This window comes from Mycobacteroides salmoniphilum, from assembly GCF_004924335.1.
GTDB lineage: Bacteria > Actinomycetota > Actinomycetes > Mycobacteriales > Mycobacteriaceae > Mycobacterium > Mycobacterium salmoniphilum.
Genome location: NZ_CP024633.1, coordinates 3037664 through 3055357, shown reverse-complemented (window position 1 = coordinate 3055357; position 17694 = coordinate 3037664). Strand labels below are relative to the sequence as shown.

Below are 17694 nucleotides of genomic sequence, written 5' to 3'. Positions count from 1 at the left end.
TTCCCCGGAGGCTACTTGTCGGAACCGCAGGAGCAGCTGGATCCACACTGACAGTCGGTGCAGGTGCAGTTCGGGTTGTCGCAAGCCCCTGCCTTCTCGGGTGCGACGGTCTCATTGCTAGTCATGCATATATCGTACGCCGGGGGCTATTCCTTGGCGGTATTGCGCCACCAAATGGCCGCGCCGACCGCCGCCAAGCCGAGGATGAACAACCACGGCCAGGCGCCGTGCAGGTACACCCAGCCAGAGATCGCACGCTGAATCTTCCCGGCCGCGTTGACGATCGGGTCATCCGGGTTGCCATTGGCGTGGAACAACCTGACCTCGTAGCTGCCGTAGTAGCCCACGTAAGCACCAACCACCAGGAGGATGGCACCGCTGATCCGGTTCAAGTAGGGCAGCGCGCGGCGCATCGCGTTCAGCAGCACCGTGCTTGCCAGTGCGGTGGATACGGCCAGCGTGCCCACCACGAGGATGATACCGGAGGCGTACGCCAGGTAGACCATGACACCGTCGAACAAGGAGCCGCTCTCGAAGGTAGTGCTGGTCACCGCGAGGAAGGGGCCGATGGTGCAGGACAGCGAGGCCACCGCGTATCCCACGCCATAGCCGAACATAGAGCCCAGTCGGGTGGTGGGAGCGTTCGCATCGAGCACCTTGGGCATGAGTGCGATGATGTCGCGGCCCGAGAGTAGCCACAGCCCGAGAATCACCAGGCCGATTCCGAAAACTACTGTCACAAAAGGCAGATAACGCTGCACCACGGACGCTACCGACACCGTCAACAACCCGAAGACGGTAAAGACCGCGACGAACCCGGCCGCCATCACCACGGTGGCGATGACGGCGCGGCCAAGCGCCCGCGACTTCCCGATCTCGGCACCGGGTCCGCGCACCACGAGCGCGAGATAGACCGGGAGCAAGGCAAAACCGCACGGGTTGAGCGCGGCGATCAGCCCGGCTGCGAAGGCCAGAGATGTCAGGTGAGTGCCTTCACCCGGTCGCTGAGCTCCTGCTCGGACATCGATGACGTCGGGTTGTTCACAAAGTCCGAGGTGCCGTTGGAATTGATGAACAAGTACGCCGGCTGCCAGGGCACTCCGAACTGCCGCCACAACGATCCGTCGGCATCGTTGAGATTGGTGAAGTGGAGGTTGTAGCGCGAGATGAATCCCTCCATGTCTCCCACGGAACCGCGGCCGGAGATGCCGACGAAGGTGACGCGGGGGTTAGCCGCCGATACCGCACTCACATGCGGACCCTCGCCATTGCAGAACGGGCAATACGCAGCCCAGAACCACAGCACGACCGGCTTGCCTTTGAGGCTGGCCCCGTTGAAGGGCGCGCCCGAAACGGTGGTACCGGTGAAATCGAGCAGGGAATCGGCGCGCGCCGCGGGCGCCCGGACGATGCCTGTCGATATCAACAACACAGCGACGGCGACCGCAAGGGTCCTCGCCACGGCCCGAAACTTATAACGTCCCCCGAATTGGATATTCATGCCAAGAACCTCCTGGGACGAGATGTGACTCCCGCAGTGTATGACGGGTGTCTTCGGTTTAGCGGGGGCTTGGGCGCGGACGCAGTGAAATTCGACTCAGACCCGCAATCGTGTTGACGTCGGCACAGTGCATGGCGATGCGCAGCTCATCGAGGAACTGTTCGAGCCAGCCGATCACCGCCTGGGGCGATTGCACCGCGGGTGCCAGCAGGGGGAGTGCGACGGACACCACGCTCGCTCCCAGCGCGATCGCCTTGGCGGCGTCCATGCCGGTGCGTATTCCGCCCGACCCGATCAGGGGCAGATGCGGAAGCTCGGCATGCACTTCGACGAGGGCTTCGGCCGTCGGGATGCCCCATTCGGCGAGCTCGGGTGAGGTGATGGTGCCGAACCGTACGAACTGTTCGACCCGGGCCCATGACGTGCCGCCAGCACCCGCGACGTCGATGGCCGCGAGTCGGCATCCACCGAGGCGGCGCGCCGCGGCCCCACTGATTCCGTGACCGACCTCCTTGAGCAGCACGGGGAAATCGACCGCATGGGTCAGCTCTGCGAGCCGGTACACCTGACCGGTGAAATCGGTATCGCCGTCGGGTTGCACGGCCTCCTGCAACGGATTGGTGTGCACCGCCAGGGCGTCCGCTCCGACCCGCTGCACCAAGCCGCTGAGCTGTGCGGCGGCGGCAATGTTGCCGAGCTGTGCGAGCCCGATGTTGCCGATGAGCAAGATGTCGGGTGCTACCTCGCGCACCGCGAAGGTGCTGGCGCTCTCGGGATCGACCAGCATCACCCGTTGAGAACCGAGCATCATCCCGATGCCCAGTTCTTGGGCGGCGGCCGCGAGGTTGCGATTGATGGTGGCCGAAAGCTTCGCGCCGCCCGTCATGGCCCCGATGAGGACCGGAGCGGCCAATCGCTTGCCCAGAAACTCGGTGGACAGGTCAACCCGGGCGAGGTTGGAGTTCGGCAACGCCATATAAGGCAGGTCGAGTCGTTCCAGGCCGGTGGTTCGGGTGACGTACTGCACTGGATCGCTCAGGCAGGCGTCAATGTGGCGCTTCTTGCGTTCCTGTAACAATGCCCTGGTGCCTCTTGAAGTGTGGATCGCCGTAGCGATCGTCGCCGTCGTGGTTGTTGCCGCATTGGTTTTCGGACTGGTGCGTTACCGCTCCCGTCGTATCAGCCTGACACGCTCCCCTGAGATCACCGAGGGCGGCACACCGGCCGACCGCTCCGGCGGGTACAGCGCCGGCTCCACCATCACCTTCAGCGAGGGGGGTGCGCAAGCAACCCCCGTGCCCAGCGTGGGCGATGACGCCGAGGTTCCGCGGGACGCGCCCCGGCGCACTATTTCCAATGTCGAGCTACCGGAGCCGGCCCCGGAACCGGAGCCCGAGCCCGTCGTGGCACCCGAACCGGAACCGGTCACTGAGCCCGAACCCGCTCCGGAGCCCGAACCCGAACCCGCTCCGGTACTCGATGAGATCGCGCCGGTGGCGGGACGACTCGATCGTTTGCGGGGACGGCTGGCCAGCTCGCAGAACGCCGTGGGCCGGGGCCTACTCGGGCTGCTGGGTGCCGGAGACCTCGACGAGGAATCGTGGGAGGAGGTCGAGGACACCCTGCTCATCGCCGACCTCGGCACCGCCGTCACCACCTCGATCGTGGACAGGCTGCGCAGCGAGATGGCGGCGCGCAGCGTGCGCACCGAGTCGCAGGCACGGACATTGCTGCGCGAGGTGCTCATCGACGAGCTGCGGCCCGACCTCGACCGGTCGATCAAGGCGCTGCCGCACGACGACAAACCGTCAGTGCTGCTCATCGTCGGGGTGAACGGCACGGGTAAGACCACCACTGTCGGCAAGTTGGCCCGCGTGCTGGTCGCCGATGGACGCCGGGTCGTGCTCGGGGCTGCCGACACCTTCCGCGCCGCTGCGGCCGATCAGCTGCAGGCCTGGGGACAGCGAGTGGGTGCCCAGGTGGTGCGCGGTGCCGAGGGTGCCGATCCCGCGTCGGTTGCCTTCGACGCCGTCGACGCCGGGATCCGGGAGGGCGCCGACGTCGTGGTGATCGATACCGCCGGGCGACTGCACACGAAGACCGGTCTCATGGACGAGCTCGGGAAGATCAAACGTGTCGTGGAACGCCGCGCCGAGGTCGACGAGGTGCTGCTGGTGCTCGACTCCACCATCGGGCAGAACGGTTTGGCGCAGGCGCGCGTGTTCGCTGACGTGGTGGACATCACCGGTGTGGTGCTCACCAAACTTGACGGAACAGCCAAGGGCGGCATCGTTTTTCACGTACAGCGCGAACTTGGCGTCCCGGTGAAGCTTGTTGGCCTCGGGGAGGGGCCGGACGACCTCGCTCCGTTCGAGCCGCCGGCCTTCGTCGATGCCCTGCTGGGATAACTCGTTATTCACCCCGAATCGCCTCGCGCTCACCCGCCCAAACCGGTAACAGACGCGAAACACACGCGCGCCCTCTCGGAAACATCCGCTGCGCACTCTGCATGGGCAGAGTTCAAGCTTCAAGATCCCCGAGAGGAATGCCGCTAGTGGATGGTTTCCCAACAATGGGTGTCCCGAATACTGGGGATACCGCGTGGATGCTGGCCAGCGCCGCGCTGGTGTTATTGATGACACCTGGTCTGGCCTTCTTCTATGGCGGCATGGTCCGCGCGAAGAACGTGCTCAACATGATCATGATGAGCATCAGTGCGATGGGCCTGGTGACGGTGCTCTGGGTGCTTTACGGATACTCGTTGGCGTTCGGAAACGATGTGTCGGGTCTGTTCGGTAACCCGGCACAGTTTTTTGGGCTCAAGGGTTTGATCGGCGGTAATGGGGCCGATGCGGTGGCCGCGGACCCGGCCAATGCCGTTGATGCGGTCGCTGCGGTCAACATCCCTTTGGTGGGCACTATCCCGGCCACGGTGTTCGTGGCGTTCCAGTTGATGTTCGCGATCATCACCGTGGCGCTGATCTCCGGTGCGGTGGCGGATCGGTTGAAGTTCGGGTCCTGGCTGTTGTTCTCGGGTCTGTGGGTCACCGTCGTGTACTTCCCGGTGGCGCATTGGGTTTTCGCGTTCGATGGCGCGGCCGCTGAGAAGGGCGGCTGGATCGCTAACCAGCTCAAGGCAATCGACTTCGCCGGTGGTACCGCGGTGCATATCAATGCCGGTACCGCGGGTTTGGTGCTGGCGCTGCTGTTGGGTAAACGCAAGGGTTGGCCCGGTACCCCGATGCGGCCACATAATCTGCCGTTCGTGATGCTTGGTGCCGGTCTGCTGTGGTTCGGCTGGTACGGGTTCAACGCCGGGTCGGCAACGAGCTCCAATGGTTTGGCCGGATCAACCTTCGTGACGACCACCGTGGCTACCGCCGCGGCGATGCTGGGCTGGCTGCTCACCGAACGCATCCGTGACGGGCACGCCACCTCGCTGGGTGCGGCCTCGGGAATCGTGGCCGGCCTGGTGGCCATCACCCCGTCGTGTTCATCGGTGAATGTCGTTGGTGCTCTTGCCATTGGCGTCATCGCCGGCATTTTGTGCGCACTGGCAGTGGGCCTGAAGTACAAGCTCGGATTCGACGACTCACTCGATGTGGTCGGTGTGCACCTGGTCGGCGGTATCGTCGGTACCTTGCTCATCGGTTTGTTCGCAGCACCCCAAACCGGTGCGGCCGTAGCCGGTCTGTTCTACGGCGGCGGACTAGAACAGCTGTGGCGCCAAGCCGTTGGCGCCGGGGCGGTTCTGCTCTATTCGGCGATAGGCACGACTATCGTTGCTCTCATCGTGAAGTACACCATTGGCCTGCGCATCAGCGACGAGGGAGAAGCGGCAGGCGCCGACGAATCCCAACACGCTGAAGGCGCATACGACTTTGTCGCACTGGGAAGTGGTTCGGTCATCGGCCGCCACAGCAGCGGCAGGGAGGAATGAGGGACATGAAGCTGGTCACCGCGATCGTCAAACCGTTCACGCTGGAAGATGTCAAGACTGGTCTGGAGCAGGCCGGCATCCTCGGCATGACGGTCAGCGAGGTGCAGGGCTACGGCCGGCAGAAGGGCCACACCGAGGTGTACCGCGGCGCTGAATACTCGGTGGACTTCGTACCGAAGGTTCGTGTCGAGGTGGTGGTGGACGACAGCGCCGTCGACAAGGTCGTTGAGGTCATCGTGACCGCCGCACGCACCGGCAAGATCGGCGACGGCAAGGTATGGGTCAGCCCGGTTGACTCGGTGGTGCGAGTACGCACCGGCGAGCGGGGGACCGACGCTCTGTAGGGCTTGGGCCCTCTAACCGCTTAGGACGGTAATCACATGGGCGCCGCAACGGACCTCGTGGCCGCCAGGGCGCAGCTGCTCGGTGAGAGCGGTCGGCTCAACGCCGGTGCGATTCGTGAGGCGATGACCGACCTCAACGAGCTGTGGCTGACAGCCAAGGCCGCCGAGGTCGGCATCACCGACTCCAGTGGATTCGCCATCGTGGCACTCGGCGGCCTGGGCCGACGCGAGATGCTGCCGCACTCGGATCTGGATCTGGTACTCCTGCACGACGAGAACATTGCGCCGGAGACCCTCAGTGAGGTTGCCGACGGCCTGTGGTATCCGTTGTGGGACGCCAATATTCGGCTTGATCACAGCGTCCGCACGGTCGCCGACACCTTGCATGTCGCCGGGCAAGAGATGTCGGCGGCGCTGTCGCTGCTGGATGCCAGGCACATCGCCGGGGATGCGCAGTTGTCCAGCCTGATGATCGGCGGGGTGCGTCAGCAATGGCGTTCGCAGATCCGGACACGACTCGACGAACTGATCGAATACACACGAGCGCGATGGCGGCGCAGCGGTGAGATCGCACACCGCGCCGAACCCGATCTGAAGTCCGGCCGCGGCGGTCTGCGTGATGTTCAGTTATTGCGCGCGTTGGCCATTGCTCAGCTCACCGACAGCGGTCTGGCGAAGTCGTTCGACGGCGCACATTCGGTCATCCTGGATGTCCGCACCGAATTGCATCGAGTCGCCGGGCGAGAGCGCGATCAGCTGCTGGCTCAGTTCGCCGACGAAATCGGTGCGGCGCTGCGCGTTGGCGATCGGTTCGACCTGGCCAGGATGCTGTCCGACGCTGCCCGCACCATCAGTTACTCGGTGGATGTCGGACTGCGGGCGGCCGCCAATGCGATTCCGCGACGGGGTATTTCGGTGCTCCGGCGCACGGTTCGACGTCCGATCGACGAAGGGGTGGTGGAGCATGCCGGGGAGGTGGTGCTTGCCCGTGACGCCCGCCCGGAACGCGACCCGTCGCTGATCTTGCGTGTGGCAGCGGCATCGGCGACCACCGGCCTGCCGATCTCCGCGTCGACCTTGGGTCGTCTTGCCGAATCCGCCCCCGAACTTCGTGCACCCTGGCCTCGAGAGGCGCTCAAGGATCTGCTGGTGCTTCTGGAGGCCGGTCGTCATGCGGTGGCCACCATCGAGGCGCTGGATCGAACCGGATTGTGGGGCAGGCTTTTTCCTGAATGGGGCCCGGTACGAGACCTGCCGCCGCGCGATATCGTGCATATCTGGACCGTCGATAGGCATCTGGTCGAGACGGTCGCGCAGGCGAGCGCCTTCACCACCAGGGTCTCTCGTCCAGACCTACTGATTCTCGGTGCTCTGGTGCACGACATCGGCAAGGGCCGCGGCGGTGATCACAGCGTCGTCGGCGCGGAGCTGGCCGTGCAGATCGGTACCCGGCTGGGTCTGTGGCCCTCCGACGTGGAGCTGCTGTCCAAGATCGTGCGCTATCACTTGCTGCTGCCCAACACCGCGACGCGGCGTGACCTCGCCGACCCGGAAACCATTGAGACCGTCGTCAACACGCTCGGCGGCGATCTACTGCTCCTGGAGCTGCTGCAACAGCTCGCCGAGGCGGACTCGCTGGCCACCGGCCCCGGGGTGTGGGGCGATTGGAAGTCCTCGCTGATCGGGGAGTTGGTGCGCAAATGCCGGATGGTGATGCGTGGTGAACAGCTTCCCGAACCCGATCCCATTGACCCGGAACTGCTTTCGTTGGCAACCGACGGGGGAGTGCAGGTACGGCTGGTGCCCGCGGGATCGCCCCATATGTATACCGTGAGCATGATCGCGCCCGATCAGCGCGGGTTACTCTCCAAGGCAGCCGGGGTGCTGTCACTGAACTCATTGCGGGTGTTCTCGGCCTCGGTGGCCAGCCATGCCGGATCGGCGATCAACACTTTCGAGGTGTCGCCGCGGTTCGGTTCGCCTCCGGCGGCCGGTCTGCTGCGTCAGCAGCTGATCTCGGCTCTGGACGGCGATACCGACATCATCGCGGCACTCGACGAGCGCGAACGCGAGTCCGCGCAGTTCGGAAGCGGCCTCGTCGGGGATGCGACACCCGCGGTCCCCACCAATTACGCGCCCGCGCCGCCGCGCATCCGCTGGTTCGAGCCCGCGGGGAACGCCGACCAGCAGATCGTGGAGATCCGCACCTCGGACGCACCGGGGCTGCTGGCGCGCATCACCGCGACCCTGGAGCGGCACGGCGTGGATATCGCGTGGGCCAGGGTCAACACGCTTGGTTCCTCGGTGGTCGACACCTTCTGTCTGAGCACCGGGCCGGAGCAGGCGGTACTGGAGGCGGCCATCGCCTCGGTGCTGCCGGCGGCGGCACCCGAGCCGAAGAGGGCGGCCAGCTAGAAGCACAACGCGTGGACAACACCTCGTAGACCGATCACCGACTCATCGTCCCAGCACGGCCAAGATAGGCTGGTCGACGTGTTTGAATCGCTGTCTGACCGGTTGACCGATGCCCTTGCTGGCCTACGGGGCAAGGGACGTCTGTCCGAAGCCGATATCGATGCGACGTGCCGGACCATTCGGCTGGCGCTGCTGGAAGCCGATGTCGCGCTGCCCGTCGTGCGCACCTTCATCGGGCGCATCAAGGAACGCGCCAAGGGAGCCGAGGTTTCCGGTGCGCTGAACCCGGCGCAGCAGGTCGTCAAGATCGTCAACGAGGAGCTGGTCGGCATTCTCGGCGGGGAAACTCGTCAGCTGGCCTTCGCCAAGACCCCGCCGACCGTTGTCATGCTCGCCGGTCTGCAAGGTGCCGGTAAGACGACCCTTGCCGGCAAGCTCGCGAAATGGCTTAAGGGACAAGGGCATACACCGCTTCTCGTGGCCTGTGACCTGCAGCGCCCCGGCGCGGTGAACCAGCTGCAGGTGGTTGGTGAGCGAGCCGGAGTTGCCGTCTACGCGCCGCATCCGGGTGCCGCGCCCGGCGGGCTGGAGGTGGGCTCACTTGTCGGCGATCCGGTCGCGGTGGCCCGCGATGGTCTCGCCCACGCCAAGGCCCAGCACTTCGATGTGGTGCTCGTCGACACCGCGGGCCGTCTCGGTATCGATGCCGAACTGATGGATCAGGCGGCTCGCATCCGTGACGCCGTCGACCCCGACGAGGTGCTGTTCGTCCTCGACGCCATGATCGGTCAGGACGCGGTGAGCACTGCCGAGGCCTTCCGCGCGGGTGTCGGATTTACCGGTGTGGTCCTGACCAAGCTCGACGGTGACGCCCGCGGTGGTGCCGCGCTCTCGGTGCGTGAGATCACCGGCACCCCGATCTTGTTCGCGTCCACCGGGGAAAAGCTTGAGGACTTCGACGTCTTCCACCCCGATCGGATGGCGAGCCGCATCCTGGGCATGGGCGACCTGCTGTCCCTCATTGAGCAGGCCGAACAGCATTTCGATGCCGAACAGTCCCTGGCCGCCGCCGAGAAGATCACCTCGGGAGAACTGACGCTCGAGGACTTCCTGGAGCAGATGCTCGCGATCCGCAAGATGGGCCCCATCGGCAACTTGTTGGGCATGCTGCCCGGCGCCGGCCAGATGAAGGATGCGTTGGCCGCCGTCGACGACAAGCAGTTGGACAGGGTGCAGGCCATCATTCGCGGGATGACACCCGCCGAACGAACCGACCCGAAGATCATCAACGCCTCGCGGCGACTGCGGATCGCCAACGGGTCAGGGGTCGCGGTCTCGGAGGTCAATCAGCTCGTGGACCGCTTCTTCGAGGCGCGCAAGATGATGTCGTCGATGGCGGGCCGCATGGGCATGGGCGCCATCAATCGCAAGAGCAACCGCAAGGGCGGCAAGAACACCAAGAAGGGCAAGAAGGGCTCACGGGGTCCTACACAGCCGAAGATTCGGGGCGGATTCCCGGGGATGCCTCCGGGCATGCCGGCCGGATTCCCTGATCTCTCCGGGATGCCGGAGGGGCTCGGTGAATTGCCACCCGGTCTGGCCGATATCGACATCTCGAAGCTGAAGTTCCCCAAGAACTGAGCCGATGCGCTTGCACCTGCGGGGCCGCACTCTTCCGTCCGAAGAGCAGATCGATCTGTGGGTGCATGACGGCGTCATAAGCCGCGAACCGATCGCGGGGGCCGACACCGTCTTCGACGCCGGGTGGCTGCTGCCCGGACTTGTCGACGCGCACTGTCACGTCGGTGTCGGGCCGCACGGTCCTACCTCGCTGGAAGAGGCGGTCGCGCAGGCCGAAGCCGAGCGTGACGTGGGCGCACTGTTGTTGCGTGACGCCGGATCCCCGGTGGATACCCGCGGTTTCGACGAGCGAGAAGACCTGCCGCGCATCATCCGCGCGGGCAGGCACCTGGCCAAGCCCAAGCGCTACATCCCCGGATTGCCCATCGATATCGAGGACGAATCGCAGCTTCCGGAAGCCGTGGCCCTACAAGCGCGTTGGGGCGATGGCTGGGTGAAGTTGGTGGGGGACTGGATCGATCGCTCCGTGGGCGACCTGGCGCCACTGTGGTCGGACCAGATTCTCGAACAGGCCATTGAGGCCGCGCATGCCCATGGCGCGCGTGTCACCGCGCATGTCTTCGGCGAGGACGCGCTGCCCGGTTTGATTCGCGCCGGGATCGACTGCATCGAGCACGGCACCGGCCTCACCGATGACACCATCGCCCTGATGGTCGAGCACGGCACCGCGCTCGTTCCGACCGTCATCAACATGGAGAACTTTCCCGGAATCGCCGACTCCGCCGCGAAGTACCCGGTCTACGCCCAACACATGCGCGACCTGTACGCGGGTCTGCACACGACCTTCGGGAACGCCTATGACGCCGGAGTTCCGATCTATGCGGGCACCGATGCCGGCGGCGGTATTGCACACGGGCGCATCTCCGACGAGGTCGCCGCGCTCACGCGCATTGGCATGAACCCCACCGATGCGCTGGGTGCCGCGTCGTGGCGGGCCCGGGAATGGCTGGGGCGGCCGCGTCTGGAGCACGGCGCACCCGCCGATCTCGTCGGATTTCACGAAGACCCGCGCACCGGTCCACATGTGCTGTCGCGGCCGGACCTCATCGTGCTACGCGGTCAGGTCAGATAGGGTCGCGTCATGCGTTTTGCTGTGGCATTGATGATGGGCCTGGGCCTGCCGATGGTGATGCCCGCTGCGCCGGCGCACGCCGACGTGTTGTGTTCGGAGTTCATGGGGATGGACGAGGGCGCCAAAATGGCGGCGGTTCAGGAGGCGGCTGCAGCCGGCAACGCGGTGGCCCAGATCTCACCCAAGGACGCCGTCTCGATGGCGATTGCCATGTGCCGGGTGCGTGTGGGCGAAACAGTGCTTCAGGTGCTCAATTCCAAGGCTTAAAGTGAACCGACGGTGACCTGGCCGTCGTTGGCGAAGCCCCAGTCGAACAGGCTGGCGGCCTGATCCCAGTACGTCGGGCCGCCCTCGTGCACGAGGCCGTACATCATCACCACGACGAGCCGCTTGCCGTCGCGCTCGGCGGCCGCCACGTAGGTCTTGCGGGCGATATCGGTGAAGCCCGTCTTACCGCCGATCACTCCCGGATAGCGATACATCAGCTCGTTCTGGTTGTGCAGGACGCGACCGGGGAAGTCGGCGGCCGGCTGGCGGGTGATCTCCGCGAACACCGGATTTGCCAGTGCCGCACGGAAAATCACGGCCAGATCGTGCGGGGTAGAGCGCATGTCCATGCCCGGTGCGTCGAGCCCGGAGGGGGAGGCGGTGTGTGTCCCGGTCGCGCCGAGCGCCGCCGCTTTCGCATTCATCTTCTCGACGGCCACCTCGCGGCCGCCCAGCATGTGGGCGAGCGTGTTGGCGGCGTCGTTACCGGATTCCAGCAGCGCGCCTGCGAGCAGATCATGGGTGGTGTAGACCTGTCCCGCCTTGATGCCGACACAGTTGCATTCAGCATGGGAGTCGGCGGCATCGGCGACCACGGTGGCGTCCAGGGGCAACTCGTCGAGTGCCACCAGGGCCAGGAGGACCTTGATGGTGCTCGCGGGTGCATGGGTCGCGTACGGATCGCGGGCGGCGAGGATCTGGCCGGAGTCCAGATCTGCCACCAACCACGCCTGCGCCGGACCCTCAGGCGGCGGCGCAGCCGTATCCGCGTGGGCCAGTCCGGGGGCCGTGAGGGCGAGAAACAGGGCGCTGAGCACCGCGAATACGCGATAACCAAGGGATGGCGGCAAGGAAGACATCGGCTCCGACACTAGCGCGGTGGGTATCGGGAACATAACCGGACTGCGGTCCGTTTATATCGTCATGACGAGTGAAGTGCAGTTAGGTTTGGACACCTTCGCCGACGTCCCCGCGGGGATGACCAATCCGGAAGCGATCCGCGCCGTGGTGGAGGAAGGGGTGCGTGCCGACGAGGTTGGCGTCGACATCTTCGCCATCGGGGAGCACCACCGCACTGAATTCGTGGGGGAGTCCCCGGAGATGATGCTGGCCGCGATTGCCGCCCGTACCGAGCGGATCACCCTTGCGACCGCCGTCACGGTGCTCAGCACCGATGACCCGGTGCGGGTGTATCAGCGGTTCGCGACCCTCGACGGCATCTCGAATGGCCGTGCGGAGGTCGTGCTCGGTCGGGGATCGTTCACGGATTCCTTTCCGCTGTTCGGATACGACCTGGCCGACTATGACGAACTCTTCGAGGAGAAGTTTGATCTCTTGGCCAAGCTGCTGCCGGGGGATCCGGTGACCTGGTCAGGGAAGCTGCGATCGTCGTTGGACGGCGTGAATGTGTTCCCGAAAACAGCCGATGGTCTGCGGGCGTGGGTGGGGGTGGGCGGATCGCCGGAGTCGGTCGTTCGCAGCGTGCGGTATCGCATACCGATGATCCTGGCGATCATCGGCGGCGACCCCATGCGGTTCGAGCCCTATGTGGACCTCTACCGGCGTGCGCAGGATCAGCTTGGCGTCACCGAGCCCATGCCGTTGGGCGTTCACAGTCCCGGGCATATCGCCGAATCCGATGAGGAGGCGATCGCGCAGTACTGGCCGGGCTTCCGGGAATTGCGCACCACCATCGGGCGTGAGCGTGGCTGGCCGCCCCCGCGGTACGAGGAGTATCTGGCTGAGGTGAAGTCTGGCTCGCTCTATGTCGGTTCGCCCGACACCGTGGCGGCCAAGATGGTCAAGACCATTCGCGGTCTCGGTGCCGACCGATTCAGCCTGGTGTACCAGGCCTCGCAGCCAGGGCTGGGCATGCAGAACGTCGAGTTGTACGGCACCGAGGTCATCCCGCGTGTTCGAGAGCTGCTGGCCACCGCCGAGGTTGGAGCCGCCTAAGCGAAGTTGTAGGTGGCCAAGGCCGATGCCACCACCCGGCCGGTGGCATCGGACACGGTGACCTCGATATGGGAAAGCCGTTTACCGCGGCGGAGCACCTGGCCCACCGCGGTGAGGTCGGCGGCGTCGGCGGCGGCGACGTAATTGATGGTTAGCGAAGCCGTTGAGCCGCCGAACTTTTCGGGCACCACGTCGTCGGCCCACGCCGCCGCCATGGCCGCGGTGTCGGCGAGGGTCGCGATCGCGCCGCCGTGCACGGTGTGGCCCATGGTTGCCAGCTGGGGTGCGAAGGGCATGTTCAGCACCGCGCGATCGTTACCGACTTCGGTCAGGGCAATGCCGAGATGCTGACACAGTGGGGAGTTCGGGACGAATTGCGTGATGATTTCGGTCCGAGTGGGCATGCTCACAAGCTATGACATCCGCTTGGACCCTCGATGAAGTTTCCGACCGCCTGCAGATCCAGCAGCTCTTGGTCGACTACGCGACCGCGATCGACACCCGCCAGTTCGACGATCTGGACGAGGTGTTCACGAACGACGCATACATCGACTACCGAGCGATGGGTGGCATCGATGGGGAGTATCCGGACGTCAAGGCGTGGTTGGCGCAGGTGCTGCCCGCGTTCCCGATGTACGCACACATGCTGGGAAACATCTCGATCCGTTTCGACTCCGAAGGCGGCGCGGAGCGGTCCTCCGCGGTGGTACGCAGCTTGTGCTTCAACCCGATGGTTCCGGGCGGGGACACCGAACAGGTGCTTTTTCTTGGACTTTGGTACGACGACGCGGTGGTGCGGACACGGCACGGCTGGCGGCTGACGCGGCGCGTCGAGACGAAGTGCTTCACCAGGTTGGTCTAGGCCGCCGGTGAGATTTGGGCAGGTAGGCCATGCTCTGGCAGAATGGCAAACCGTCCGTTGCACGGCAGTGTTGATGCTCTTCGCGTAAGAGCTCATCGGCAGCCGTCGGCGGTCAGACCCACGCGAGGCAAAACCGGATCGTGCATGTCCGCACGTGTCGCCGAATTGCCGCGTGATACCTCAAGGAGAAGTTGTAGTCATGGCTGTCAAGATCAAGCTCGCCCGCCTCGGGAAGATCCGTAACCCGCAGTACCGCATCCAGGTCGCCGATGCGCGCACCCGCCGTGAAGGCCGCGCCATCGAGGTGATCGGCCGGTACCACCCGAAGGAAGAGCCCAGCTTCATCGAGATCGACTCCGAGCGTGCGCAGCACTGGCTGTCCGTCGGCGCGCAGCCGACCGACCCGGTGTTGGCGCTGCTGAAGATCACCGGTGACTGGCAGAAGTTCAAGGGCCTCCCCGGCGCCGAGGGCACCCTGAAGGTCAAGGAGCCCAAGCCCAGCAAGCTGGAGCTGTTCAACGCCGCCCTGGCCGAGGCCGACGGCGCCCCCACGGGTGAGGCCATTCAGCAGAAAAAGAAGAAGGCCACGAAGAAGGCGGAGCAGGACGAGTCCGCCGCGTCTGCCGAGGCTCCGGCCGCGGAAGCCGCCGAGGCTCCTGCCGAATCTGCTGACGCCGCAAGCGAATAGGACCTCGGATGAGTTCTGTCGTGGTCGACGCCGTCGAGCATCTGGTACGAGGAATCGTCGATAACCCCGATGATGTCCGCGTTGACCTGGTGACGAATCGTCGCGGCCGCACGGTAGAGGTTCACGTCCACCCCGACGATCTCGGAAAGGTGATCGGTCGGGGCGGGCGTACCGCCACCGCGCTGCGCACCCTGGTCGCGGGTGTTGGTGGCCGCGGTATCCGGGTCGACGTGGTGGATACAGACCGGTAGCTCCGATGGAGCTTGTGGTCGGGCGTATTGCCAAGGCGCACGGCGTTACCGGCGAATTAGCGGTAGAGATCCGCACCGATGATCCGGACGAACGTTTCGCCGCCGGTTCGGTGCTGAATGGTCGGCTGCCGCGTGGTGGTGGCAGCCGTGAGTTCGTCGTCGAATCGGTGCGTGAGCACAGCGGGCGGCTGCTGATCAGATGTACCGGGATATCCGATCGTGACGCAGCAGATGCGCTACGCGGCACCCTTTTCACGGTGAATACCGCCGATCTGCCGACGATCGAGGATCCCGACGAGTTCTACGACCACCAGCTCGAGGGGCTTACGGTGCGGACTCAGGACGGTACGGCCATAGGGACGGTTTCTGAGGTATTGCACACCCCTGGTGGTGAGCTCCTTTCGGTAAAGCCCCCGAGTAGTGACCAGCAGGCCGAGATTCTCGTGCCGTTTGTCTCCGCCATCGTGACGTCGATCTCCCTGGCGGACAAAGTGATCGAGATCGATCCGCCAGAAGGCCTGTTGGACCTGTCGTGAGAGCCCCGGCATGAAGATAGACGTCATCACGATCTTCCCGGACTATCTGCAGCCAGTGCGGCAGTCCTTGCCGGGCAGGGCCATTGACGCAGGCCTGGTTGATGTCGCCGTGCACGATCTGCGGCGCTGGACACACGACGTGCACAAGTCGGTCGATGATTCGCCCTACGGCGGTGGACCCGGCATGGTGATGAAGCCGACGGTCTGGGGTGATGCCCTGGATGAAATCTGCACCCCGGAAACGCTTCTGGTGGTGCCGACGCCGGCCGGATATCCCTTCACGCAGGAGATAGCCCGGCACTGGTCCACCGAAGAGCATCTGGTGATCGCGTGTGGACGCTACGAGGGAATCGATCAGCGGGTTGCCGACGACGCCGCAACCCGGATGCGGGTGCGCGAGGTGTCGATCGGGGATTACGTGCTCAATGGCGGGGAGTCCGCGGCACTGGTGATCATCGAGGCGGTACTGCGGCTGGTTCCCGGTGTGCTGGGCAATGCGCTTTCCGCGCAAGAAGATTCACACTCAGACGGGCTTTTGGAAGGGCCGTCATACACCCGGCCGCCGAGTTGGCGGGGGATCGATGTACCGCAGGTGCTGCTCTCTGGTGACCACGCCAAGATTGCGGCCTGGCGGGCTGAACAGTCACGTCAGCGGACGGCGCAGCGCCGCCCTGACCTACTCGGCTTCGATTCGTCCGCCGGGGAACATGGCGGCGACGGCCTGAGTTAGCGTGTTGCGCGCCGTCGCATCGTTGGCGGTCTGCAGGGATGACACCACCACGATGAATCGCCGATCGGGGCCCACCACCCCTGTCGAAAGGTGCATCCATGCGGACCCGACACAGCACATCCAGCCCTGCTTCACCGCGACGGGCTCGCCGGGGATGCCGTCCGGAATCCCGAAACGCTGGGGATAGCCGTCGATTCCGTTGGGCGTTGAGCGGGCAAGGTCGTCCATGATGATGTTCGCGCGCTCGGGAGGCAAGCCCCCCGCGCCGGAGAGCAGCATGTCGTAGTACTGGACCAGGTCGTTGGCGGTGCTGATGGTGTTCCACCACATGCCGTCGGAGGGCACGTTGGTGGAGGTGAGCCCGTATCGCGCGGCAACGCGGGTGATGATCGAGTTGCCGCCGCCGCGTTGCCAGAAGATCTCGGCGGCGCTGTCATCAGAGGACTGCAGCATCCGGTCAAAGGAGATGCGATCTGCGGGTGTCAGGGTGACGTCGCCGGTCGATTCCCTCATCAGCAGGTCGTCGGCGATGAACAGCTTGGCCACCGAGGCGATGGCAATGGTGCTGTTATTGCCGTTGGAGACCACGGCGCCGGAAGCGCGGTCCTTGATCACCGCGGTGAGCACGGCGCCGGCACTCTTGGCCTGGGCGGTTGCCGCGGTGGTGCGCTCGGGCAGGGTCTCGAAGGAGGGGGGGCTTTCCACCTCGAAGACCGGTGCTGGTTCGGCGGGGGCGCTCACGACTGCCAGCACTGGGGTTGCTGGATCGCTGCGCACCGATGCCACACACCCCGAGGTCAGCGTGGTCACCGCAGTGAGTGTCAAACCCATGAACAGGTGCTGGCCGCGCATCACATAGACCCCCTCTGCGGTCAGACTCTGATTTTTGTTACCTATGTGGCAGGTGTTCCGGTCTCGGTAGCTTACTAGTAGTGTCTGGGTAGTCGCTGCCCAAGGGGTGCCCGGGTGGGCGATTTCACTGGAAGGGCCCCTGTCTGGCACAATTGACTAGCTGTCTGCTGGCGCTTGGCCACAAACCAGACAGAACCAAGCAACTACTGATCGGCCGAGGTGCATACCCCGTATGCGACCCGGCCGCGCGATTGAGTCGAGAGACCAAGAGGGAAGTACACCGATGAACACGTTGGACTTTGTCGATCAGGCGTCGCTGCGCCAGGATGTGCCTGACTTCCGTCCCGGTGACACCGTCAACGTGCACGTCAAGGTGATCGAGGGCTCCAAGGAGCGCATCCAGGTCTTCAAGGGTGCCGTGCTCCGCCGCACCGGTGGTGGCGTGGGTGCCACCTTCACTGTCCGCAAGGAGAGCTACGGCGTCGGCGTCGAGCGCACCTTCCCGGTGCACTCCCCGAACATCGACCACGTCGAGATCGTCACCCGTGGTGCGGTTCGTCGCGCCAAGCTGTACTACCTGCGTGAGCTGCGCGGCAAGAAGGCCAAGATCAAGGAGAAGCGCTGACCGAGTCGGCGCTT

Annotated in this window: 20 protein-coding genes; 14 read left to right on the top strand and 6 right to left on the bottom strand. The window is 65.0% G+C overall.

Going from position 1 to position 17694, the window contains the following annotated elements:
• Nucleotides 1–146: 146 nt before the first annotated feature.
• The 3 genes from DSM43276_RS15210 to fni are packed head-to-tail and all read right to left on the bottom strand — an operon-like array spanning nt 147 to nt 2528.
• On the bottom strand, nt 147–983 hold the full coding sequence (locus tag DSM43276_RS15210; protein WP_211196774.1) for a cytochrome c biogenesis CcdA family protein: 837 nt from the start codon (nt 981–983) through the stop codon (nt 147–149).
• Nucleotides 980–1501, bottom strand: coding sequence for a protein disulfide oxidoreductase (locus tag DSM43276_RS15205; protein ID WP_078329795.1), 522 nt, complete (start codon nt 1499–1501; stop codon nt 980–982). Before DSM43276_RS15205 ends, DSM43276_RS15210 begins: the two co-directional genes overlap by 4 nt.
• Nucleotides 1502–1559: 58 nt before the next feature.
• The gene (gene fni, locus DSM43276_RS15200) at nt 1560–2528 is read right to left on the bottom strand and encodes a type 2 isopentenyl-diphosphate Delta-isomerase (protein WP_234803039.1); all 969 of its coding nucleotides are present in this window, start codon (nt 2526–2528) and stop codon (nt 1560–1562) included.
• A gap of 70 nt (nt 2529–2598) precedes the next feature.
• On the opposite strand from fni, the gene ftsY reads away from it, so the two are divergent.
• The 7 genes from ftsY (at nt 2599) to DSM43276_RS15165 (ending at nt 11180) form a co-directional block, all read left to right on the top strand.
• Entirely contained in the window at nt 2599–3909 is a 1311-nt protein-coding gene (ftsY, locus tag DSM43276_RS15195; protein WP_078329797.1) for a signal recognition particle-docking protein FtsY, read from the top strand.
• Nucleotides 3910–4073: 164 nt separating this feature from the next.
• On the top strand, nt 4074–5441 hold the full coding sequence (locus tag DSM43276_RS15190; protein ID WP_136629101.1) for an ammonium transporter: 1368 nt from the start codon (nt 4074–4076) through the stop codon (nt 5439–5441).
• A gap of 5 nt (nt 5442–5446) precedes the next feature.
• Nucleotides 5447–5785 carry a P-II family nitrogen regulator gene (locus DSM43276_RS15185; protein ID WP_078287524.1) on the top strand — a complete coding sequence of 113 codons (339 nt, stop codon included), beginning with the start codon at nt 5447–5449 and terminating at the stop codon, nt 5783–5785.
• 36 nt (nt 5786–5821) lie between these two features.
• Complete coding sequence (locus tag DSM43276_RS15180; RefSeq protein WP_078331578.1) at nt 5822–8200, top strand: [protein-PII] uridylyltransferase; 2379 nt, start codon at nt 5822–5824, stop codon at nt 8198–8200.
• 78 nt (nt 8201–8278) lie between these two features.
• A complete protein-coding gene (ffh, locus tag DSM43276_RS15175) occupies nt 8279–9841 on the top strand; it encodes a signal recognition particle protein (protein ID WP_078331579.1) in 1563 nt (520 codons plus the stop codon).
• Between the two features lie 4 nt (nt 9842–9845).
• Nucleotides 9846–10913 (top strand): amidohydrolase family protein, encoded by a 1068-nt coding sequence (locus tag DSM43276_RS15170; RefSeq protein ID WP_136629100.1) that lies wholly within the window; start codon nt 9846–9848, stop codon nt 10911–10913.
• A 9-nt stretch (nt 10914–10922) separates the two neighbouring features.
• Nucleotides 10923–11180 (top strand): hypothetical protein, encoded by a 258-nt coding sequence (locus DSM43276_RS15165; protein WP_136629099.1) that lies wholly within the window; start codon nt 10923–10925, stop codon nt 11178–11180.
• Here DSM43276_RS15165 and DSM43276_RS15160 read toward each other — a convergent pair.
• Nucleotides 11177–12052, bottom strand: a complete 876-nt coding sequence (locus DSM43276_RS15160; protein ID WP_134080614.1) for a serine hydrolase — start codon at nt 12050–12052, stop codon at nt 11177–11179. The two genes, DSM43276_RS15165 and DSM43276_RS15160, sit on opposite strands and share 4 nt — an antisense overlap.
• Before the next feature lie 64 nt (nt 12053–12116).
• Here DSM43276_RS15160 and DSM43276_RS15155 point away from each other — a divergent pair, with 64 nt between their 5' ends.
• The gene (locus tag DSM43276_RS15155; RefSeq protein ID WP_078331600.1) at nt 12117–13136 is read left to right on the top strand and encodes an LLM class flavin-dependent oxidoreductase; all 1020 of its coding nucleotides are present in this window, start codon (nt 12117–12119) and stop codon (nt 13134–13136) included.
• Here the strand turns inward: DSM43276_RS15155 and DSM43276_RS15150 are convergent.
• Entirely contained in the window at nt 13133–13540 is a 408-nt protein-coding gene (locus DSM43276_RS15150; protein ID WP_078331582.1) for a PaaI family thioesterase, read from the bottom strand. The two genes, DSM43276_RS15155 and DSM43276_RS15150, sit on opposite strands and share 4 nt — an antisense overlap.
• Before the next feature lie 11 nt (nt 13541–13551).
• On the opposite strand from DSM43276_RS15150, the gene DSM43276_RS15145 reads away from it, so the two are divergent.
• The 5 genes from DSM43276_RS15145 to trmD all read left to right on the top strand — a co-directional run bounded on the left by DSM43276_RS15145 (nt 13552) and on the right by trmD (nt 16203).
• Entirely contained in the window at nt 13552–13998 is a 447-nt protein-coding gene (locus DSM43276_RS15145) for a nuclear transport factor 2 family protein (RefSeq protein ID WP_078331583.1), read from the top strand.
• 199 nt (nt 13999–14197) lie between these two features.
• The gene (rpsP, locus tag DSM43276_RS15140; RefSeq protein WP_078326824.1) at nt 14198–14686 is read left to right on the top strand and encodes a 30S ribosomal protein S16; all 489 of its coding nucleotides are present in this window, start codon (nt 14198–14200) and stop codon (nt 14684–14686) included.
• 8 nt (nt 14687–14694) lie between these two features.
• Nucleotides 14695–14937 (top strand): RNA-binding protein, encoded by a 243-nt coding sequence (locus DSM43276_RS15135; RefSeq protein ID WP_005081564.1) that lies wholly within the window; start codon nt 14695–14697, stop codon nt 14935–14937.
• Nucleotides 14938–14942: 5 nt separating this feature from the next.
• A complete protein-coding gene (gene rimM / locus DSM43276_RS15130) occupies nt 14943–15473 on the top strand; it encodes a ribosome maturation factor RimM (protein ID WP_078331584.1) in 531 nt (176 codons plus the stop codon).
• 10 nt (nt 15474–15483) lie between these two features.
• A complete protein-coding gene (trmD, locus tag DSM43276_RS15125; protein ID WP_078331585.1) occupies nt 15484–16203 on the top strand; it encodes a tRNA (guanosine(37)-N1)-methyltransferase TrmD in 720 nt (239 codons plus the stop codon).
• On the opposite strand, the gene DSM43276_RS15120 is transcribed toward trmD, so the two are convergent.
• Nucleotides 16150–17055 carry a serine hydrolase gene (locus DSM43276_RS15120; protein WP_078331586.1) on the bottom strand — a complete coding sequence of 302 codons (906 nt, stop codon included), beginning with the start codon at nt 17053–17055 and terminating at the stop codon, nt 16150–16152. The two genes, trmD and DSM43276_RS15120, sit on opposite strands and share 54 nt — an antisense overlap.
• Before the next feature lie 283 nt (nt 17056–17338).
• Here DSM43276_RS15120 and rplS point away from each other — a divergent pair, with 283 nt between their 5' ends.
• A complete protein-coding gene (gene rplS / locus DSM43276_RS15115; protein ID WP_078302788.1) occupies nt 17339–17680 on the top strand; it encodes a 50S ribosomal protein L19 in 342 nt (113 codons plus the stop codon).
• The last annotated feature ends 14 nt before the right edge of the window (nt 17681–17694 follow it).